At 32.3% G+C, this 21,408-nt stretch carries 19 protein-coding genes; all 19 read left to right on the top strand.

The genetic code is table 11. The features are described from left to right. The first annotated feature begins 297 nt into the window (after positions 1–297). The 19 genes from BQ2683_RS12145 to BQ2683_RS12050 all read left to right on the top strand — a co-directional run bounded on the left by BQ2683_RS12145 (position 298) and on the right by BQ2683_RS12050 (position 21,356). Positions 298–1,029, top strand: coding sequence for a Wzz/FepE/Etk N-terminal domain-containing protein (locus BQ2683_RS12145; RefSeq protein WP_076939174.1), 732 nt, complete (start codon positions 298–300; stop codon positions 1,027–1,029). Next, positions 1,029–1,778 (top strand): CpsD/CapB family tyrosine-protein kinase, encoded by a 750-nt coding sequence (locus tag BQ2683_RS12140; RefSeq protein ID WP_069989258.1) that lies wholly within the window; start codon positions 1,029–1,031, stop codon positions 1,776–1,778. Before BQ2683_RS12145 ends, BQ2683_RS12140 begins: the two co-directional genes overlap by 1 nt. Before the next feature lie 50 nt (positions 1,779–1,828). Further along, positions 1,829–2,518, top strand: a complete 690-nt coding sequence (locus tag BQ2683_RS12135) for a CpsB/CapC family capsule biosynthesis tyrosine phosphatase (protein WP_083256487.1) — start codon at positions 1,829–1,831, stop codon at positions 2,516–2,518. Positions 2,519–2,815: 297 nt separating this feature from the next. Then, positions 2,816–4,696 (top strand): polysaccharide biosynthesis protein, encoded by a 1,881-nt coding sequence (locus tag BQ2683_RS12130; RefSeq protein ID WP_083256516.1) that lies wholly within the window; start codon positions 2,816–2,818, stop codon positions 4,694–4,696. A 676-nt stretch (positions 4,697–5,372) separates the two neighbouring features. Continuing rightward, positions 5,373–6,824, top strand: coding sequence for a sugar transferase (locus BQ2683_RS12120; protein WP_069989255.1), 1,452 nt, complete (start codon positions 5,373–5,375; stop codon positions 6,822–6,824). An 88-nt stretch (positions 6,825–6,912) separates the two neighbouring features. Further along, on the top strand, positions 6,913–8,058 hold the full coding sequence (locus BQ2683_RS12115; RefSeq protein ID WP_069989254.1) for a glycosyltransferase family 4 protein: 1,146 nt from the start codon (positions 6,913–6,915) through the stop codon (positions 8,056–8,058). A gap of 22 nt (positions 8,059–8,080) precedes the next feature. Beyond that, positions 8,081–9,112, top strand: coding sequence for a GDP-mannose 4,6-dehydratase (locus BQ2683_RS12110; protein ID WP_162840615.1), 1,032 nt, complete (start codon positions 8,081–8,083; stop codon positions 9,110–9,112). 51 nt (positions 9,113–9,163) lie between these two features. Continuing rightward, a complete protein-coding gene (locus tag BQ2683_RS12105; protein ID WP_069989549.1) occupies positions 9,164–10,396 on the top strand; it encodes a nucleotide sugar dehydrogenase in 1,233 nt (410 codons plus the stop codon). Positions 10,397–10,425: 29 nt separating this feature from the next. Beyond that, positions 10,426–10,923, top strand: a complete 498-nt coding sequence (locus tag BQ2683_RS13790; protein ID WP_069989252.1) for an acyltransferase — start codon at positions 10,426–10,428, stop codon at positions 10,921–10,923. Between the two features lie 72 nt (positions 10,924–10,995). Then, positions 10,996–12,246, top strand: coding sequence for a glycosyltransferase (locus tag BQ2683_RS12095; RefSeq protein ID WP_069989251.1), 1,251 nt, complete (start codon positions 10,996–10,998; stop codon positions 12,244–12,246). Positions 12,247–12,263: 17 nt separating this feature from the next. Further along, positions 12,264–13,451 (top strand): radical SAM protein, encoded by a 1,188-nt coding sequence (locus tag BQ2683_RS12090; protein ID WP_069989250.1) that lies wholly within the window; start codon positions 12,264–12,266, stop codon positions 13,449–13,451. 45 nt (positions 13,452–13,496) lie between these two features. Next, on the top strand, positions 13,497–14,684 hold the full coding sequence (locus BQ2683_RS12085; RefSeq protein WP_069989249.1) for an O-antigen ligase family protein: 1,188 nt from the start codon (positions 13,497–13,499) through the stop codon (positions 14,682–14,684). Further along, positions 14,674–15,612: a glycosyltransferase family 2 protein gene (locus BQ2683_RS12080; protein ID WP_069989248.1), complete on the top strand. Its 939-nt coding sequence runs from the start codon at positions 14,674–14,676 to the stop codon at positions 15,610–15,612. Before BQ2683_RS12085 ends, BQ2683_RS12080 begins: the two co-directional genes overlap by 11 nt. Before the next feature lie 61 nt (positions 15,613–15,673). Further along, entirely contained in the window at positions 15,674–16,783 is a 1,110-nt protein-coding gene (locus BQ2683_RS12075) for a polysaccharide pyruvyl transferase family protein (RefSeq protein WP_069989247.1), read from the top strand. A gap of 35 nt (positions 16,784–16,818) precedes the next feature. Further along, on the top strand, positions 16,819–18,219 hold the full coding sequence (locus BQ2683_RS12070) for a lipopolysaccharide biosynthesis protein (RefSeq protein WP_069989246.1): 1,401 nt from the start codon (positions 16,819–16,821) through the stop codon (positions 18,217–18,219). Between the two features lie 17 nt (positions 18,220–18,236). Next, the gene (locus tag BQ2683_RS12065; RefSeq protein WP_069989245.1) at positions 18,237–19,094 is read left to right on the top strand and encodes an ATP-grasp fold amidoligase family protein; all 858 of its coding nucleotides are present in this window, start codon (positions 18,237–18,239) and stop codon (positions 19,092–19,094) included. Between the two features lie 42 nt (positions 19,095–19,136). Then, positions 19,137–20,183 carry a Coenzyme F420 hydrogenase/dehydrogenase, beta subunit C-terminal domain gene (locus tag BQ2683_RS12060; RefSeq protein ID WP_069989244.1) on the top strand — a complete coding sequence of 349 codons (1,047 nt, stop codon included), beginning with the start codon at positions 19,137–19,139 and terminating at the stop codon, positions 20,181–20,183. Positions 20,184–20,258: 75 nt separating this feature from the next. Further along, positions 20,259–21,149: an acyltransferase family protein gene (locus tag BQ2683_RS12055; RefSeq protein WP_268873777.1), complete on the top strand. Its 891-nt coding sequence runs from the start codon at positions 20,259–20,261 to the stop codon at positions 21,147–21,149. A 12-nt stretch (positions 21,150–21,161) separates the two neighbouring features. Then, complete coding sequence (locus BQ2683_RS12050) at positions 21,162–21,356, top strand: 4Fe-4S dicluster domain-containing protein (RefSeq protein ID WP_055299463.1); 195 nt, start codon at positions 21,162–21,164, stop codon at positions 21,354–21,356. Positions 21,357–21,408: the final 52 nt, after the last annotated feature.

The raw sequence follows: 21,408 nt of genomic DNA, 5'->3' as shown, positions 1-21,408 counted from the left end.
TTACTGATTTTATTTTCTATTTTATAACGCAAAGAGCAATAAGTCAATACAGATATATACAAGATTGTAATATTTTGTATTGTTTTGAATGTTTATGAATTTTTTTTGTATAATTAATAAAAATTATTTGGTAAATATATGTAGGTGTTGGAACCTTTCCTGTTTTATTTCCATTTTTAAACAACATAATTAATATTATGTTGTTTTAATTGAGTGGAAAATTTAAGTTTTAAGACAAAGTGAAAATCGTGAAAAGAGCAGATAGAAGAAGTGAAATAGGGCAGAAAGGTAAAGTTTATGGCAATGGAAAACATAAGAACAACTGAACAGAAAAATTTATTGCATGACGATGAAATAGAAATAGGTGAATTGTTAGGAAAGTTATGGGGGATAGTAAAACGGTATTTTATTTTACTAGCATGCTTTTTACTAATAGGGGGGATAGGAGGATATTTAGTGAGTAACTATTTAGTTGCTCCTAAATATCAATCTAGCGCAACTATGATTGTAAATAACAATCAAAACGTAACAGGTACATTCTCTCCAAGTGACTATACTGCTTCTACAAATTTGGTAGAAACTTATGCCGTTATTATCAAAAGCGAAGCAGTATTAAATCCAGTTATCCAGGCCTTAGGAATAAATGTTAGTAGTAGCGATTTAGCGTCGCAGATATCGGTGAGTTCGGTAAATGCAACACAGGTGATGAGGATTTCTGTAACCGATACGGATAGGGAATTTGCTCGGTCGGTAACAGAAAAAATAACAGAAATCGCACCTGAAATTATCATTGAGAAAGTAGAAGCAGGCTCCTGTAACATTGTAAGCCAAGCAAGTGACGCGGTTCAAGTATCTCCAAATGTAAAAAAATATACTATGATAGGCATATTAGCTGGAATTGCTGTAGCAGTAATTATTATCTTTTTGAGGGAAATTTTAGACCGTACTATAAAATCGGAAGAACAACTGGCTGCTTTAACCAATAGTTTGGTAATCGGAGTGATACCATTTGAAGGGAGTAAAAACTAATGGGAAAGGTTAGAAAACACATTAGGTTGAATTCCCTTAGTGGAGAAGAAACCTCATTTGCATATGTAGAAGCATTTAAGACGCTGCGTACCAATTTGGAGTTCCTATCATCGGAAACAGATTGTAAAAAAATAGTTGTTACTTCTCCATTAGCGGAAGAAGGAAAAACTAATGTATCTATCAATTTAGCAGTTACACTTGCGGATGCAGGCAAAAAAGTAATACTGCTTGATTGTGACTTGAGACGATCTATTTTAGAGGATTATCTATTATCTGAAGATAAAAACAAATGGAACAAACAATTTACCAAAGGATTATCAGGGATATTGTGTGGAAAATTTAATTTGGCAGAATCTTCGATAGAAATGAAAAATTTAGGTATTACTGTTCTGCCATCAGGCAAGCATCCTCCAAATCCATCGGAATTGTTGGCAAGCAAAAAAATGGGACAGTTAATTCAAGAATTAGATGAGATATATGATTACATCATATTTGATGCCCCACCAATTTCTTTGGTTACTGATGCGGCGGTAATTGGGAAATATGCAGATGGTGCGCTATTAGTTGTAAGATATAAATCTACACCAGTTGTAATGATTAAAAAAGCAATGGAAAATTTGAATAATGCCGGTATAAAGGTAATAGGTTCTATACTAAATGCGTTTGATATCAAAAAATCCAATATTTATGGCAAAAAATATTATGGATATTATAGATATGCATACAAAAAAGAAGGTGAGGGGCTATAGTAGATTTACATACTCATATTTTACCTGGAATCGATGATGGGGCGCAGGAATTGGAACAGGCACTACAACTGTTGGAGATGCAAGTAAGACATGGGGTTAATAAAATTGTATTTACACCACATTTTCATTTTGAGGAACAAACACCAGAACACTTTTTTGAACAAAGAGAACTAGCGTATCAAAAACTAATGTTGTCATCAAAAAAGCGAGAAATTCAATTTGAGGCAAAACTAGGCGCAGAGGTTTATTTTTCAATTCGGCTTAGCAAATATGATCTATCAAAATTTTGTATTGAAAAAACAAATTATCTGTTAATAGAATTTTCTCCAATGTATCATTATGTTGCATTGATTGAAAAGGTAATGTTTGATCTATTAAGTAGCGGGATTGTCCCAATCATAGCCCATATAGAAAGATATCCATTTTTAATGGAAAATCCAGCGTTATTATCAGAATGGGTAAGCCAAGGTGTTATCGTACAAGTGAATGCCAATAGTTTAAAAAGAACAAAAAAGACAAGAAAAAAAATAGTAAAACTATTGGAATGGGGGCTTGTACATGTAGTAGCATCCGATACACATTCAGTAGATTTAAGGCCACCCAATATTTGGACAGGTCTGGAATCGATAGAAAAGTATCAAAACCAACTGATTGAACATGCAGAAAAGATTTTCCAAGGAGAAAATTTGCAAAAAGCATCACCATATATGCCGCATAAACGGTTTGGTATGTGGATGTAAAAGGGATACTTTTTCGTTCTGGGTATTTTTGGGGTTAAATCTCTATTTTTTTGCCTATTTTTAAGTTTTTTGGTCAAAGTAAATACGAACGAAAAAGTATAGTTATCACGAAAAGAAAAAGTAGTCAATAAAACCCTCCTTTGCCTATATAAAAGTTTTGGAAGGTGAACGTAAAAAGAATTGATAGATATTTGTAAAATATAGTAAAAGGAAAATTATCCTCTAAATTTTATTGTGAAAAGAGGAACGACAATGAAAAACGTGACAAATGAAAGACAGAATAACGATTTAAAGGTAATGAATAAAAATACGAAAGTTCTAAGAAAAAAGAGATTGGAACATTGGAAAGTAATAGCACTCTATCTTTTTTTCTATGATGTAATTGTTATTAATTTATCCTATTTTTTAGGGCTTTGGTTGCGATTTGATCTAAGTTATTCTCTTATTCCAGATATATATCTATCTTCATTTTTAAAATTTGCACCATTCTACACTATATTTACAGTAATTATATTTTTTTGTCTTCATCTATATAACAGTTTATGGCGCTTTGCCAGCTTTAGTGAATTAAACCGTATTTTACTCGCATCTGGTATTACTACTTTGTTTCAGATAATTGGCATTACTGTTTTTCTATGCAGAATGCCAATCTCCTATTATGCTTTTGGTGCAGTAATCCAATTTTGTTTTGTTACAGCGGTAAGGTTTATCTATCGTTATATTACTTTGGAAAGGGCACGTAGGGCAAAAAATTTACGGGCTGTTCACAATGCCATGATTATAGGGGCTGGTGCCGCAGGTCAGGTTATTCTGAAAGAATTAAAAGTTTCAAACGATGCATCCGCAAGGCCATTGTGTGTGATAGATGATAACTCCAATAAATGGGGTAGAATAATAGAAGGGATTCCCATTGTAGGAGGAAGAGAAAGTATTCTGGAATCGATTGAGAAGTATCATATTGACCAGATTTTGTTTGCCATCCCAACAGCTTCTGCCGAAGAGAAAAGAGATATTTTAAATATCTGTAAAGAAACAAATTGTGAATTAATGACTTTGCCAGGAATCTACCAACTGGCAAATGGTGAAGTATCTTTAAATAAGATGAAACCAGTGGTAGTGGAGGATTTGCTGGGACGGGAAACAATTCAAGTGAATATGGAAGAAATATTCCAATATTTAAAAGATAAAACGATCCTTGTAACCGGTGGCGGAGGTTCTATTGGAAGTGAACTATGTAGGCAGATTGCTGCCCATGAACCGGAACAGCTTATTATTTTTGATATTTATGAAAACAATGCTTATGAGATAGAACAGGAGTTAAGAAGAAACTATCCCGAACTAAATTTAGTGGTATTAATTGGATCTGTTAGGGATAGCAGAAGGATTAATTGGGTTTTTGAACATTATAAGCCGGATATTGTGTACCATGCTGCTGCCCATAAGCATGTTCCCTTGATGGAGACAAGCCCCAATGAGGCGATTAAAAACAATGTAGTAGGTACCTATAAGACAGCATACGCAGCCTTAAAGTATGGAACGAAACGGTTTGTTTTAATTAGTACTGACAAAGCGGTAAATCCAACGAATATTATGGGGGCTAGTAAGCGGATTTGTGAAATGGTAATCCAGAGTATGGACGCCATTAGTAAAGAAGGAAGGATAGATTTACTTCCTTTTCTTCATGACCATATAGATAAAAATAGAAATGGTCAAATTGTTAGCGATCCAATGGACCATGTAACGATAGATAGTATAGAAAAAGTAGACTCTAGTGTACAGATTGAGAGTGTAAAAAATAAAGTTAGATCAGGGACACAGTTTGTTGCAGTCCGATTTGGAAATGTATTGGGCAGTAACGGCTCTGTTATTCCATTGTTTAAAAAACAGATTGAAGCAGGTGGTCCGGTAACAGTGACACACCCTGATATTATTAGATATTTTATGACCATTCCAGAAGCTGTCAGCCTTGTATTACAGGCAGGAGTTTATGCATGGGGCGGAGAAATTTTTGTGCTTGATATGGGAGCACCAGTAAAAATTGATACTTTAGCTAGGAATTTGATTAAACTGTCTGGTTACCAACCTGATGTGGACATTAAAATTGAATATACAGGGGAGTGGGATATAATAGGGACAACCAGAGAAAACTCTAGTATTTATGCGGCATGTGTGGCGTAAACGTTTTATGATAATTCGATTTTTCATTGCTGCAGCAGGGTCACATTATAGCGGTTCATAGATATTGGATGGCTCTTTGGATGCTCAGTTTGACCCAATCATAGAGCAATAAAAATCGAAAAGGAGAAAACTTGAGCCTGTTAATCTGAAAAGAATGACGGGCTAAGGGACGTTAGGTTGCCGATATGAATAATAAAAAACTAAAAAATTAAAATCCCCCAGAGTGCGTATGTGTGTGTGGGGGGGGTAAAGCGAGGTATGAAAAATGAAGCAAATGAGGATCGCTGAGTGCAAATGCAATTCCCTAGCCCCTTATAGTGGGAAAGAAGCAAACGGAAAAATTGAATATGGCAAGAATCTGATGAAACATCGGAAAATCTATCTGGCAGTTTCTATAGGCTGTTTGCTTATGGCTGCTATCTATTATCAAATAGAATCACATTTCTTAATTAATACAAATCCATTTTTTTATTGTGCTTTGCCTGCCCTGATAATCGGGTTATGTGCCGGGCATAGATTGTTTCTTAGTAGTATTGAATGTAATATACAAAGTTCTGTGAAGGACTTCGTATTTTCTTATAAAAAGTCTTTGTTCGTTGGTAAGTCAGAGGATTGTAGCAGTTAGTTGAAAACGAACGTAATGGGATCTGAAAAATGAGTAAAGGGGAAAGAAAGTATGTATAGAAAAGATTCTACAGGATGGATAAAACATGTGGATTTTATCATCTTGGACTTGATCTGCTTGCAGGTGGCGTTCGTTTTGGCGTATGCGTTAAGCGGATATGGAGCTAATCCATACCAGCTAATTCTTTACAGAAATATGGCTGTCTTTATGGAAGTGGCAGATTTGGTAGTACTGTTTGCAATGGGAACATTGAAAAACGTTTTGAAAAGAGGATACTATAAAGATTTTGTTGTAACAGCACAGCATGGAGTAATTCTTGGAGCATGTTTATTGCTTTATTTGTTTATGCTTCAGGAAGGACAACAATATTCCAGACTGGCATTGGTACTGAATATCATTATCTATATGCTACTTACTTATCTGGTAAGAGAACTGTGGAAACATTTACTTAGGAAGAAAATGGAAGATGGAGAAAATCGTTCCCTACTTCTTGTAGTTACAGCAGATGTGGCAAGTGCAGTAGTAGAGAGCATGAAAGAACATAATTATGCTCGCTATAAGATTTCTGGAATTGCCGTTATTGATAAGGAAATGATAGGAAGGCACATTGATGGTATAAAAGTAGTTGCCAATATGGATAATGCTGCTGAATATGTTTGCAAGGAATGGATTGATGAAGTACTGATTGTGACATCAGGTGTTGTGCCTTATCCAAGAGAACTGATTGAACAGTTTACAGAAACAGGCGTTACGGTTCATCTGAATCTGGCAAAGGTAAAAAGTGTGCCAGGTAAGAAACAGTTTGTAGAAAGAGTAGGCGATTATACTGTACTGACTACCAGTATTAATTATGCATCTACAAGAGATCTGATGTTGAAACGTCTGATGGATATTGCCGGAGGTCTGGTAGGATGCTTGATTACCGGAATCTTGTTTATATTTGTTGCTCCAGCAATTTACATAGCATCACCGGGACCGATTTTCTTTGCACAGGAACGTGTAGGAAAGAATGGAAAGAGATTCAAAATGTATAAGTTCCGAAGCATGTATATGGATGCAGAAGAACGTAAGGCTGAATTGATGAAAGATAACAAATTGGGTGATGAAAAGATGTTCAAATTGGATTTTGACCCACGAGTTATCGGAAATAAGATTCTTCCAGATGGAACACATAAGACTGGTATCGGGGATTTTATCAGACGAACAAGCATTGACGAATTTCCGCAGTTTTTTAACGTGTTGAAAGGTGATATGTCAATAATTGGAACCAGGCCACCTTTGATTTCGGAAACGAATTTTTATGAGCTGCACCATCGTGCAAGACTGGCAATTAAGCCAGGAATAACCGGTATGTGGCAGGTCAGCGGACGTAGCGACATTACTGATTTTGAAGAGGTAGTTCGTCTTGACAAGGAGTATATCACAAATTGGAACATTGGGCTAGATATAAAAATATTGTTTAAAACAGTAATGGTAGTTCTTAGAAAAGATGGATCTATGTGATGAAATGATTGTGGCTTGATTTCTGTAAAAAGAATTTAAGCCACAGAAAGTAATAATAGATAAGTTATAAATATAATAAGAGGAAGTTATGAATAAAAGGAAAAATAATACTTCTCCACTTAAAATTGCAGTTCTTGGACATAAGACAATTCCGAGTCGCCAAGGTGGAATTGAAATTGTCGTTGAAGAATTAACGGTTCGCATGGCAAAACTAGGACATAAGATAACAGTATATAACCGTAATGGACATCATGTAAGTGGTAAAGAATTTGATGAGAAGAAATTAAAAGAATATAAAGGTATCCGAATGAAATATGTACCAACGATAGATAAAAAAGGACTAGCAGCGATGAGTGCTTCATTTTTTGCAGCGGTAGCAGCAGCGTTTGGAAAATATGATGTGGTACATTTTCATGCAGAAGGACCATGTGCAATGTTATGGTTGCCAAAATTATTTGGAAAACGTTGTATCGCTACGGTTCATGGACTTGATCATCAAAGAGCAAAATGGGGCAAGTTAGCCAGCACATATATTATGCTTGGCGAAAAATGTGCTGTTAAATTTGCAGATGAAATTATTGTTCTCAGTGAGGGAGTACAAAATTATTTTAAAGAGACTTATGGACGTGATACAAAGTTTATCCCTAATGGTGTGAATCGTCCAGTTATTAGAAAGGCAGAACTTATTGACAAGAAATTTGGTTTAAAGAAAGATGATTATATTTTATTTTTAGGACGACTTGTTCCGGAAAAAGGAATTACTTATCTGATAGAAAGCTTTAAGAACGTAAAAACAGATAAGAAGTTAGTCATTGCAGGAGGCAGTTCGGATACTGATGAATTTGCTAACCAGTTAAAAGAAATGGCAAAAGACGATGACAGAATTATTTTTACCGGATTTGTTCAGGGACAGTTGTTAGATGAACTATACAGCAATGCTTATATTTATAGTTTACCAAGCGATTTAGAGGGAATGCCATTAAGTCTTTTAGAAGCAATGAGTTATGGAAATTGTTGTTTGGTATCTGACATAGATGAATGTGCTTCTGTAGTGGAAGATAAGGCAATCATATTTAAAAAAAGTAATGTAGCAGATTTGCAGAGTAAGCTTCAAGAAGCATGTGAGGATGCACAACAGGTACAGAAATATAAAGATGAAGCAGCAGGTTATATTTGTGGAAAATATAATTGGGATGATGTTGTGGAGAGAACATTAGAATTGTATAGGAGATAAAATGAGCAAAGAATTTATTGAATTGAAAAACAAGACGATTTTTATTACAGGTGTAGCTGGATTTATTGGATCAAACTTGGCTGAAAGGTTATTAAAAGAAATAGAAGGAATAAAAATAGTTGGACTCGATAATATGAATGATTATTATGATGTTCGTTTAAAAGAATATAGATTAGAAAAACTTTCATCTAGTAAGACATTTTCCTTTGTAAAAGGAAATTTGGCAGATAAGGAACTTATTAATTCGATTTTTGAGAAGTATACTCCTCAAGTGGTTGTGAATTTAGGGGCACAGGCAGGTGTGAGATATTCTATTACAAATCCAGACGCATATATAGAAGGTAATTTGATTGGGTTTTACAACATATTAGAGGGATGTAGACATTATCCAGTAGAACATTTGGTATATGCATCAAGTTCTTCTGTATATGGAAGTAACAAGAAAGTTCCATACAGTACAGAAGATAAAGTAGACAATCCTGTATCGTTATATGCTGCTACGAAAAAAAGTAATGAATTAATGGCTCACGCATATTCAAAGCTTTATAATATTCCATCAACTGGTTTGCGTTTCTTTACTGTTTATGGACCGGCAGGAAGACCCGATATGGCATACTTTGGATTCACAAATAAATTATTAAATGGAGAAACTATTAAAATTTTTAATTATGGAAATTGTAAAAGAGATTTTACTTACGTTGATGATATTGTGGAAGGCGTTGTACGGGTAATGCAGGGGGCACCAGAGAAAAAGAACGGAGAAGATGGTTTGCCGATTCCGCCATATGCTGTTTACAATATTGGAAATAATCATCCAGAGAACTTATTAGATTTTGTACAAATTCTTCAGGAAGAATTAATTAGAGCAAAAGTCTTACCAGAAGATTATGATTTTGAAGCACATAAAGAACTTGTTCCGATGCAGCCGGGAGACGTTCCTGTGACATATGCTGATACGCAAGCATTGGAAAGAGACTATGGTTTTAAACCATCGACAACTTTACGTGAAGGATTACGCAAGTTTGCAGAATGGTACAAAGAGTTTTATATGTAAATATATTTTAAGAATAGGAAGAAGAGAGAAAAAATGAGAGATTTTAATTCATTGAAAATTGCTGTGGCAGGGACAGGATATGTTGGATTATCTATTGCTACTTTATTGAGTCAGCATCATCAGGTGACAGCAGTAGATATTATTCCAGAAAAGGTAGAGTTAATTAACAATAAGAAATCTCCAATTCAGGATGATTATATTGAAAAATATTTAGAAGAAAAAAATTTGAATTTAACTGCTACATTGGATGCAGAAGAAGCTTATAAGGATGCAGATTTTGTTGTTATTGCAGCTCCAACAAACTATGATAGCAAAAAGAATTTTTTTGATACTTCTGCAGTAGAAGCAGTTATAAAATTAGTCATTGAATATAATCCGGAAGCGATTATGGTTATTAAATCGACTATTCCTGTTGGATATACAACAAGTATTAGAGAAAAATTTCATTGTGATAATATTATTTTTAGTCCGGAATTTTTAAGAGAAAGTAAGGCGTTATACGATAATTTGTATCCAAGCCGAATTATTGTTGGAACAGATATTAATAATGCACGTTTAGTAAAAGCTGCACATACGTTTGCACAGCTCTTACAGGAAGGTGCTATTAAAGAAGATATTGATACTTTATTTATGGGCTTTACAGAGGCAGAAGCAGTCAAATTGTTTGCAAATACATATTTGGCATTACGAGTTTCTTATTTCAATGAGTTAGATACTTATGCCGAAATGAAAGGTCTGAATACACAGCAGATTATTAATGGAGTATGTCTCGATCCTCGTATTGGAACACATTATAATAATCCATCTTTTGGATATGGTGGATACTGTTTACCAAAAGATACAAAGCAGCTGCTTGCTAACTACGCAGATGTTCCTGAAAATCTTATTGAAGCAATCGTTGAGTCTAATAGAACGAGAAAAGATTTTATTGCTGATCGAGTCTTGGAAATTGCTGGAGCATATGAAGCAAATGATGACTGGGATGAAAGTAAAGAAAAAGATGTTGTGGTAGGTGTATATCGTCTTACTATGAAGAGTAATAGTGATAATTTCCGTCAGAGTTCTATTCAGGGAGTCATGAAGAGAATTAAGGCAAAAGGCTCTACAGTCATTATTTATGAGCCTACATTGAAAGACGGTGAAACTTTCTTTGGCAGCAAAGTGGTTAATGATTTAGATGAGTTTAAGAGGCAGAGTCAGGCAATTATTGCCAATCGTTACGATAGTTGTTTGGATGATGTAAAAGACAAAGTTTATACAAGGGATATTTTTCAGAGAGATTAATAAACTAAAAATAGAAAACGGTGAAATTAGTGAAAAAATTAGTTATTTTGTTTAAATTATTACTTTTGACAGTTTTAAAGAAAAACCATGCTAAAGCTGAAGTGATTAGAAAATCTAATATCTTTAAAGAATATGGTCGGGGGGGGTATTGGCATCCATGTTGGATTCCTACCCATCCGGATCTAATTAGTATAGGAAATAATGTCACTGTAGCGGCAGATGTTAGAATCTATGAACATGATTTAGTAGCTAGAATGTGGAATAGAGATTGTAATTACACTGGTCCAATGATTGATTATTATACTGGCCCGGTAGTAATAAAAGATAATGCTGTAATTGGAGGAAGGAGTATTATTTTATATAATGTCACTATTGGAAAAAATGCTTTAGTAGCAGCTGGCGGAGTTGTAACTAAAGATGTACCTGATTTTGCGATTGTGGGTGGAAATCCGGCAAAAATAATTGGAGATACAAGAGATCTTTATAAAAAGCGATTATCCATCACAGAGGGGAATAAAAAAGAGTAGGTTTATTGTTTATTAAATATTTGTGTATAAAAAATAGTAAATAATGCTATTTATAAAGATAAGGAGAAAACGTTGAGAATACTTATAGTAAATTATAGATACTTTATTTCTGGGGGCCCAGAAAAGTATATGTTTAATATTAAAAAGATGCTTGAAGATAATGGGCATGAGGTTATACCTTTTTCCATACATTCCAATAAAAATGTTGCAACAGAATATTCAAAATACTTTGTAGAACCAATTGGTGGACGAGATGCAACATATTTTGATGAAGTGAAAAAGACACCTAAATCAATTTGGCAGTTACTTACGCGAAGTATTTATTCTCGTGAAGTAGAAAAAGCAATAAAAAAAGAAATAAAGGATGTAAAGCCAGATTTGGTATATATTATTCATTTTGTTAATAAATTGTCTCCGAGTGTAATTACAGGTGCAAGTAAAATGGGAATCCCGGTTGTGTTAAGATTATCAGATTATTTCTTGTTATGTCCAAGATTTGATTTTATGTATGAAAAGAAAGTCTGTGAAGAATGTTTATCAAAGGGATATAGGAGTTGTATTAAAAAGAGATGTGTGAAAGGATCACTATTTGCATCTGTCGTAAGAGTGTTTTCTATGAAATTTCATAAAATGATAAATGTATATAAAAATGTATATGCATTTATAACACCATCAGAATTTTTGAAGAAAAAATTGGCATTAAATGGCTTTGATGAAAAAAGAATTCATTGTATTCCTACTTTTACAGCAAGTAAAACAACAATAGGGGAACCGCAGATAGGATCGTATGGATTATATTTTGGACGTGTTACTGAAGAAAAGGGAGTTGAAACTGTTATAAAAGCGTATGAAAAATTGCCTGAGTATACAGTTAAAATTATGGGAGACGATACAACAGATGAGGCAAAGCGTCTGAAAAAATATGTAAAGGATCATAAAATGAAGAATGTTGAATTCCTTGGGTTTAAGAGTGGAGAGGAACTAGAGGATATTATAAAAGGAGCTAGATTTACATTGATTCCTTCAATTTGGTATGATAACCTACCTAATACTGCTTTAGAGTCGTTTCAATATTCAAAGCCGGTTATCGCTAGCAATATAGGAAGTCTTCCAGAATTGGTTAGTGATGGGGAAAACGGATATTTATTTGAACCATCAAATGTTGAGGATCTTATTAAAAAAATTAAGATGCTAGATGATGATATTTTGGTTAAAAAGATGGGACAAGCTAGTAGAAAAAGGCTTGAAAACAGATTCGCACCGCAATCACATTATGAAGCTTTGATGAAAATTTTTAATGAGGCTGTCAAAAATAGAAAATAAAGGGGTAATTAATAAAGATGAAAAAGAATACTGAAAAAAAATTAAATGGAACAGTAATTGTTACATATCGTTGTAATGCCAGATGTTCAATGTGCAATCGTTATAAAGCACCATCTAAGCCAGAAGAAGAAATCAGTTTGGACACAATAAAAAAATTGCCAAAGATGTATTTTACAAATATTACTGGTGGTGAACCTTTTATTAGAACTGATTTGAAAGACATTGTACGTGAGTTATATAAGAAATCCGATCGTATTGTTATTTCGACTAATGGATTTTTTACAGATCGTATTGTGGACCTTTGTAAAGAGTTCCCTAATATTGGCATACGTATTTCCATTGAAGGACTTGAGGAGACAAATAACGAAATACGAGGCCTTCAGAATGGTTATCAGCGTGGATATGGTACGTTAAAAAAACTTAGAGAAATGGGAATGAAAGATGTTGGATTTGGTATGACTGTACAGGATAAAAACGCACCAGACCTTGTACCATTATACCAAATTAGTAATGAAATGGGGATGGAATTTGCAACGGCTTCTTTACATAATAGTTTCTATTTTGTAGAAGCAAAAAATATTATTCATGATCGTCCGATGGTTGCAAAGAATTTTGAAAAGTTAGTTAATGAGTTATTACGTAGTAATAGTCCTAAAAAATGGTTCAGAGCATATTTTAATCATGGATTAATTAATTATATTTATGGGCAAAAGAGGCTTCTTCCATGTGACATGAGTTTTGATACATTTTTCATTGATCCATATGGTGATGTTATGCCTTGCAATGGAACTAAGGATAAAGAAGTTATGGGAAATTTGAATAATCAATCTTGGGATGAACTGTGGAATAGTTCTCAGGCAGAAGAGGTGCGAAAAAAAGTTCGTTGTTGTGATCGAGATTGCTGGATGATAGGCTCTGTTTCTCCGGCTATGCATAAATATATTTGGAAACCAGCAACATGGGTTTTAGTGCATAAATTTAAAGCTTTATTTACTAAACAACCATACAGTATGTATGAAAACAAAATTTGCTGTGATTATCGTGATGGAAAAGTTACGAAAGAAGAACTTGATAAATGTAGTACATGTGACATAAATTGTGTAATTGATAATGGCTTAAGTGAGGCTTCAAAAGAGCAGTTAAAACATAAATCTGGAGAGGAAATTGTGGACGAGGATATTGCAAATCAGCTTGGAAATAAATAAAAAACATGATTAATATAGCATAAAAATCTCGGAGGTTATCTAAAAGTGCTGAAAATAAATTTAAAAAAATTTTTTATGGGAATAGCATATAATTGTTTGTTTTTTTCCATCATACTTAAAATGCTATATCAAACAAACCAAAATGGCACTATAAGACTTTTGGGGTTTGGTATGCAGGCAATTGTTTTGTTATGCTATTTTTTTGAGGAATTGATAACGCTAAAGAGGAAATCAATAAACAGTATTACTTTGATTTTAGGAATTTTAATTGTATATCAATGTGTAATTACTATATTAAATAATTCAATTTACTTACCCTATACGCCAATTGATATATTTATTTGGCCGTTAAGTGTTATTGTGTATTATGACTTTACTTGTCATAATGAAATGAACAAAAATATTGAAAAAAAGACATTTATATATTACTTAATAATGTGTCTTATCTCAGTATCACTTATAAGAATACATTTAGCTGGAAATGGAAACATAGGGCAGGTAGTATTTTTAACATATTATTGCTTAACTGCATTACCGTTAATTATCATTTTTCTTAAAGAAAAGAATTTGCGAAATTTATGTATGTTATTATGTATTGCTATATCTGTTGCATCAACGAAAAGAACTGGAACGATAGCATTAATTTTAGGAATATTGGTGATGTTAGTATTAGATGCACATATACAAGGTTCATTAAGAGAAAAATGGAAAAAATATATGTATCTTTTTATTGCTATTTGTATAGGTAGTGGAGCAGTATTGTATCTCGAGAATAGATCGGGACTTGAGATTTTTGACCGTTTTTCAAAATTAAGTACAGATGGAGGAAGCGGTCGAGATATTATTTGGGCGATTACTCTTCAAGCGTTCAAGACGTCAAATATAAGGGAAAAAATTTTTGGACATGGTTTCCAAAGTGTTTATTATCGCCTTAAACCAGGTGGATTTTCTCGCTTTTCACATAATAGTTATATAGAGTACCTATATGATTATGGGATAATAGGATTATCATTATTAGTATTATTTGTTTTATCTTTAATTATAATAGAAATAAAATTTATACGAGAAAAAAATAAATATGCTCCAGTTATGGGGATGTTATTGATTATTACTGTTTTCCTAAGTGCGTTTAGTTATTTTTTTGAAGAATCAAATATTATACAGCCAATAGCTGTTGCATATGGAATTATTTTAGGACAAGCTCATAAGGAAAGGAAGAGGTATGAAAATTAGTATAATTGTACCTGTATATAATGCGGAAAGGTATTTAGATAAATTAGTACAATCTGTTTTGAGTCAAACATATGAGGATTATGAATTAATATTAGTCGACGATAGTTCAAAAGATAATAGTTATTCATTGATGAAAAAATATCAAGAAATGGATAGTAGAATCAAAGCGTATACGAAAGAAAATACTGGACCTGGTTTAACAAGAAAATTTGGATTTGAAAAATCATCGGGAGATTTGTTTTTCTTTGTAGATAGTGATGATTGGATTACGACTTCTGATGTACTTAGAGAAATCAATGATCTGTTTGAAAAAAATGAAAAAATAGATGTTCTCTTTTTTGATAGGGAGGATATTATTGGTGATACGAAAGATATTATTTCTGGGTTCAATGAAACTAGGGAAGGATTGCACAATATTGATGAATTAAATGAAGTTGTCAGACCTGGTTTAGGTGCAAAGATTTTTAGAAAAAGTATATTAACAGAAGATATGTTTTATGAGTCAACTATATTTGAAGATTTATATACTACATATATCTATCTGGATAAATGCAGTAATTTTTTCTATTCAGCTAAATGTTATTATACTATATATCATGATATTGATTCATCGTCATTGTCCTCAAAACCTACTGCAGAATCTTTTGCAAAATCATTAGAGATGATTTTGATGGTACATGAAAAATTGGAGAAAAGTTCACTAAGATATAGTTTGGAATTATGGATGGCACTTCTCTTTACTACATATTGGAAAGCACGGGTGAAAAATGATACTTCTTATAATTCAAAAATGATAAATGATAGTATTCAAAAAATTGCTGGAATTTTGAAAGAAAATAAAATTGTTATAAAACCAAGTGGGAAAAAACATATTAAGGTATTAATATATAAGATGCTTTTAATGATTAGCAAAAAAAAATGTGAATAATAGTCCCCAAATTATATATTATTACATTTTTGCTATGAGGAACTTATATAGAGGATTAATTATGAAAAATAATAAAAAAACAGCAGCGATTGTTTCACTGTATGGTAATTCAAATTTTGGGAATAAACTACAAAATTATGCGGTGCAAGAGATTCTGAAAAAAGAAGGATTAAATACAGTTAATATTGTAAATATTCCCTGTTTGAATAACAAAAAGGTGAATCATATTGAAGTATTAAAGTTATACATAAAAGGTTGGTTCCGTTATATTTTGAAAGGCGACAAAATAAAGGACTGTGTTGATCCCAAAGATCCTAAAGAAAGAAAGAAAAACTTTTTGGAATTTAACAAAAAAATTGTAAACTCAAAACATTTTTTCTCTTTTTCAAGATTGCAAGAATTTGATAAATATGATTACTATTTTGTCGGTTCAGATCAGATATGGAATCCGATTTATGGCGGGCTGAGTGATTTGGATTTGCTTACTTTTACTCAGAAAAAAAAGATTGCAATAAGTGCATCATTTGGAATAGAAGAGATACCGTTAGATTATAAAGGAAGAGTGGAACAGTATATTTCAAAATTTGATGCAATATCAGTAAGAGAGGAAGCTGCAAAAAATATAATAGAAAAAATAACAAACCGTCAGGACGTAGAAGTACTGATTGATCCAACAATGATGTTACAAAAAGAAGAATGGGATCGAATTGTAAAAAAACCGAAGGAAATACTTCCGGATAAATATATTGTTTGCTATTTTTTGGGAACTGAAACAAAGGAATATATAAGTGCTATACATAAAATCGCAGCAGAAAAAGATTGTGAAATTATTGATTTATCTAATTTAGAAAGTGAATTTTATTGTTGTGGACCGTCTGAGTTTGTATATCTTATAAAAACAGCTGAATTTGTATGTACAGATTCATTTCATGCGTCGGTTTTCTCAATTTTATATAATAGACCATTTCTAGTATTTGATAGAAATGGAAAACACACAGGAATGGGAAGTAGAATAAACACTTTATTAAAAACATTTCATTTGGAAAAACTGCATTATACTGGAAATTTTCAAGATGTCAAGTTTGAATATGATTTTTCAATAACCAATCAGTCATTAAAAAAGGAAAGGGAAAAGGCATACAGATTTATTCACCATGCATTAGATGAATAATGATAGTACAGAAAGGATAATGCGAGGCTAAATAAATGAGTGAGAATAATTATAAAAAATTAGTATATAATACCGCAATTTTTGCGGTGGGGAATTTTGGAAGCAAAATATTAACCTTTTTGATTGTTCCATTATATACATATGTGTTGACAACAGCAGAATATGGAACAATTGATTTGTTTATAACGTCATTAGGTATGGTAATTCCATTTTCAACTATGATGGTTAATGAAGCACTTATACGTTTTGTTCTTGGAAAAGACTTAACGCCAAAAGAGGCAGCAAGTAATTGTTTTGCAGTTTTTTTATTTGGAACTGTAATATCTATAGCATTTACTCCACTGTATAAAATGATTTTCAAATTTGATGAATATATTTGGCTATTTGTTGTTCTTCTAGTTGTTCGAACATTTAATCAAATATATAGTGAGTATTTTCGAGCAATAAATCAGAATGTAAAATTTACAATTTTTGGCTTAATTACAACAGCTACGACATTGGGATTCAATGTACTTTTTCTTTTAGTTTTTAAGTGGGGAATGGCTGGATATTTATATGCGACGTTGCTGGCAGCAGTTATTGGCACAATATATATTCTTGTATTCAGTGATTTTTTTAAAGTTGTTTCCTTTAAATGTATTGATAAAAAAATATTGAAAATGATTTTGAAGTATAGTATTCCGTTAGTTCCTAACAGTTTAATGTGGTGGATTATGGCGGCTGGTGATAAATATATTATCAATTACTTTTTGGGTGATAGTGCAAATGGAATATATTCACTTGCTTTAAAAATACCTCAGATCATAAATATGGTATATTCTTTGTTTGTTCAGGCTTGGCAAATGTCTGCTATTGAGGTTGAATCAAGTGAAGATAAAAAAGGATTTTATCAAAATGTTTTTAATGTTACGTCATTTGGAATGGTATTTATTACAATTGGAATAGTTATGCTTATTAAGCCGGTCTATGTAGGCGTTATGAGCAAGGAGTTTGCCATAGCATGGGAATATGTACCCTTATTATCAGTGTCAACAATTATTAGTTGCTATGCATCTTTTTTTAGTGTTGTGTATACGGTAGGAGCTAAAACAAATAAAGTTTTTATTACAACTGCATTAGGTGCTGCGACCAATCTTTTATTCAATTTTATTTTAGTCAAGCCGCTTGGAATGCAGGGAATTGCGATTGGAACTTGTTTAGGATATTTTGCTGTGCTTTTGATAAGGGCACGTGATATGAAAATAGAAATGAACATAGGGATAAGTTTCAAGCGTAATATTTTTTCGTTTGTATTGCTAATTATACATTCACTTATTCTTATTTCATTTGGTGAAATACAGGCATTTTTATTTGGAATAGTTTCTTTGATGATAACTTCGTTTATGTATCGTGAGGAAATGAAAGCGATAATTCATAAATTTGCCAAAAGAAAGTAAATGAAAGGAAAAAACATATGAAATTATATAAAAAAGTCTTTGTAAATTTAGCTAAAGTCTTGCCGGATTCAATTTATTTAAGAATGGTTTTTTTTAGTAAATTGAAGAGAAAGCTGAATTTGAGTAATCCAAAATCTTATAATGAAAAACTTAATTGGTTGAAAATAAATGACCGAAAAGAACACTACCAAATAATGGTAGATAAATATGAGGCAAAGAAATATGTTGCAGATAAAATTGGTGAACAATATGTTATACCTACTTATGGTGCGTGGGATCGTTTTGAAGATATAGATTTTTCAAAATTGCCATCTAATTTTGTTTTAAAAACAACACATGATTCTGGTGGAGTAGTACTTATAAATGATAAAAACAATATGGACATAGATAGAACAAAAGATGTATTGGAAAAGAGTTTAAAAAATAATTACTATTATCTATGCCGAGAATGGCCATATAAAAATTTGAGACATCGGATTATAGCAGAAAAAATGATAACGAATACCGTACCAAATGATTATAAATTTTTTATGTTTAATGGAAAAATGGATAGCGTGATGGTATGTACGAATAGGGCATCTGGACATCCAACTTTTCGTTTTTATGATAAAGAGTGGAATCGCTTATTATATCAAAAACCGGAATTAGAACCCGAATCAAATGTGGAAAGACCGGAAAACTATGAAAAAATGATAAGGATTGCCGAACAACTCTCAGAGAATTTGGTTCATATGAGAGTAGATTTATATAATATAGATGGGCAAATTTATTTTGGAGAACTAACCTTTTTTGATCAAGGCGGTTTTGATACGGATATTACGCTTGAGACAGATTTGAAATGGGGAGAACTCATGGATTTGGAGAAGATCAAATAAGGCGTATTTGGGAAAATTTACAGTTTGGAGGGAGATTAGAATATGGCGATAAACGAAAAAAAAGCGTATGCGGCATATTATGATAATGACATAAGGATGAAAAGCTCTTCAGGTGCAATTTTTTCTTTATTGGCAAATGAGGTTCTTGAAAAAAAAGGAATTGTTTATGGAGTTGCAATGAATGCATCTTGCACAGAAGCTGAGTATATTGGAGTTACAGAAAAGCAAGATTTAGAGAAACTTCTAGGATCTAAATATTTACAAGCTAAAATTAAAAATATTTTTAAGAATGTTCGTGAAAATCTAGTGTTAAATAAATTGGTTTTATTTACTGGAACAGGATGTCAAATTAATGGATTAAAGAAATTTCTTCAGAAAGATTATAAAAATCTTATTTGTGTTGATATTATTTGCCATGGGGTTCCATCACCTGCATTGTGGAAAGAATATGTAGGTTATATGGAAAATAAAATGCAAGGCAAGATGGAGAAAGTCAACTTTAGATGTAAAGATCAAGGATGGGAAAACTTTGGAATGAAAGAGTATGGTTCATCTAAAGAAGTTTACATCTCTAAAAGCAAAGACCCGTATATGCAAATGTTTTTAAGTGATTTCTGCCTTAGACCATCCTGCTATGAATGCAAAGCTAAGACATTAAGATTATCAGATTTAACGATAGGAGATTTCTGGGGGATTGACACTATTGCTCCAGAAATGAATGATAGTAAAGGAACATCTTTGGTAATTGTTCGAACGAATCAAGGAGAAAAAATATTTAACAGGCTCATATCTAAGTCATCTGTAAAAGTTATGGAAGTAGAATATGACGACGCTACAAAAGAAAATCCAGCAGAGTTCCGTTCTGTTTATAGACCAAAAGAGAGAGAAACTTTTTTTATAGATATGAAGAAAATGGATTTTGAAGAGTTAAGAAAAAGTTATTTATCTTTGCCAATAAAACAAAGAATAAAAAATGCTATTAAGAAAGTATTAAAACCGGTGCTTAAAAGAGCAAGACGGGGGGGTATAAAGTCAAATCTTGATTACGGTATGTTAATGCAGTTCAATATGGGAGAGAAGAATGAATAAAAAAATACAAATAATGCGAGGGTTATCAATTATTGCAGTAATTGTTATCCATACATATAACACTAATACATATGCTTGGGGGGGTACGGAGTAATAATTCGACCATTTGTTAATTTTGCAGTAGGTATGTTTATATTTCTTTCCGGTTATTTAACCAAAGAAAACGAAAATGGAGTATATAGAGATATAATATATCGCAGAATTAAAAAAATAATTATTCCTTATATAATTTGGTCATTTATATTTGCGGTCGTGAATCGGAGAATAAATACATTTATACCGGATGTTTTTATGTCAAAATGTAATGGAATATATTATTTTATTCTGGTTTATATACAGATGGTACTATTAATACCAGTTACGTTTAAACTTTTGCGGAGTAGATTTTCTAAATTAGGGTGGTTTGTAACACCCGTTAGCATTTTTCTAATTCGTTATATAAGCTTGTGGTTTAATCTTGAATTAGGCTTTCCATTTCAGGGCGAATTATTTGTTTTTTGGTTTGGATTTTATTACTTAGGGGTAAGTTTAAAAAACGGGTATATTAATTTACAATTATCTAAAAAATGTTTAACTAACTTGTGTCTGTTCTCATTGGTAATTCAAGGTGTTGAAGGATTTATTTGGTATTGGATGGGAAACTTTGATATGGCGACAACACAATTAAAAATGAGTTCCATTATAACAACGGGGCTTTTTTGTATAAGAGCATACATATATATAGAAGCTGGTGATTTAAATTTGAATGAGCAACCAGTTATTTTGAAAAAATTTTTAAAAGTTTTGGGTGATAATTCTTTTGGAATATATCTGTGTCATATGCTGATAATTAGAATCTTAAATAAGTTAGTTCCAATGGCAAATGTATTTCCGATAAATGCAATATTTGTAATCATGATTTCTACAGTGTGCGTTATGATGGCACATAGAATACTAGGAAAATATGCTTATGTAATAGGCGTATAAAGGGAGGAAAAGATGGACAGGAAAATACCTGTACTATTTAAAGAAAAAAAAGAATGTTGTGGGTGTACCGCATGCTATGCAATTTGTTCTCAAATGGCAATTTCAATGATTGAAGATGAAGAAGGATTTGAATATCCTCAAATAGACGAAAAGAAGTGTATTAAATGCTATCAATGTCTGAAGGTATGTCCATTTAAAGAAACATAATAAAATAAGGGAAACAATAAAGTAAAAGCTAAGATAATAATTTTGCTATAAA

The sequence above is a fragment of the Massilioclostridium coli genome (genome assembly GCF_900095865.1).
In the GTDB taxonomy this organism is placed as follows: Bacteria; Bacillota; Clostridia; order Oscillospirales; family Ruminococcaceae; genus Massilioclostridium; species Massilioclostridium facile.
The sequence above is the reverse complement of the archived record's forward strand: the minus strand, read 5'-3'. Positions and strand labels throughout refer to the sequence as shown.

What these genes read in the sequence shown, in the direction of transcription:
- BQ2683_RS12145 (WP_076939174.1), top strand. Translation starts at nt 298, where the DNA reads ATGGCAATGGAAAACATAAGAACAACTGAACAGAAAAATTTATTGCAT.
- BQ2683_RS12140 (WP_069989258.1), top strand. Translation starts at nt 1,029, where the DNA reads ATGGGAAAGGTTAGAAAACACATTAGGTTGAATTCCCTTAGTGGAGAA.
- BQ2683_RS12130 (WP_083256516.1), top strand. Translation starts at nt 2,816, where the DNA reads ATGAATAAAAATACGAAAGTTCTAAGAAAAAAGAGATTGGAACATTGG.
- BQ2683_RS12120 (WP_069989255.1), top strand. Translation starts at nt 5,373, where the DNA reads ATGTATAGAAAAGATTCTACAGGATGGATAAAACATGTGGATTTTATC.
- BQ2683_RS12115 (WP_069989254.1), top strand. Translation starts at nt 6,913, where the DNA reads ATGAATAAAAGGAAAAATAATACTTCTCCACTTAAAATTGCAGTTCTT.
- BQ2683_RS12090 (WP_069989250.1), top strand. Translation starts at nt 12,264, where the DNA reads ATGAAAAAGAATACTGAAAAAAAATTAAATGGAACAGTAATTGTTACA.
- BQ2683_RS12080 (WP_069989248.1), top strand. Translation starts at nt 14,674, where the DNA reads ATGAAAATTAGTATAATTGTACCTGTATATAATGCGGAAAGGTATTTA.
- BQ2683_RS12075 (WP_069989247.1), top strand. Translation starts at nt 15,674, where the DNA reads ATGAAAAATAATAAAAAAACAGCAGCGATTGTTTCACTGTATGGTAAT.
- BQ2683_RS12070 (WP_069989246.1), top strand. Translation starts at nt 16,819, where the DNA reads ATGAGTGAGAATAATTATAAAAAATTAGTATATAATACCGCAATTTTT.
- BQ2683_RS12065 (WP_069989245.1), top strand. Translation starts at nt 18,237, where the DNA reads ATGAAATTATATAAAAAAGTCTTTGTAAATTTAGCTAAAGTCTTGCCG.
- BQ2683_RS12060 (WP_069989244.1), top strand. Translation starts at nt 19,137, where the DNA reads ATGGCGATAAACGAAAAAAAAGCGTATGCGGCATATTATGATAATGAC.
- BQ2683_RS12050 (WP_055299463.1), top strand. Translation starts at nt 21,162, where the DNA reads ATGGACAGGAAAATACCTGTACTATTTAAAGAAAAAAAAGAATGTTGT.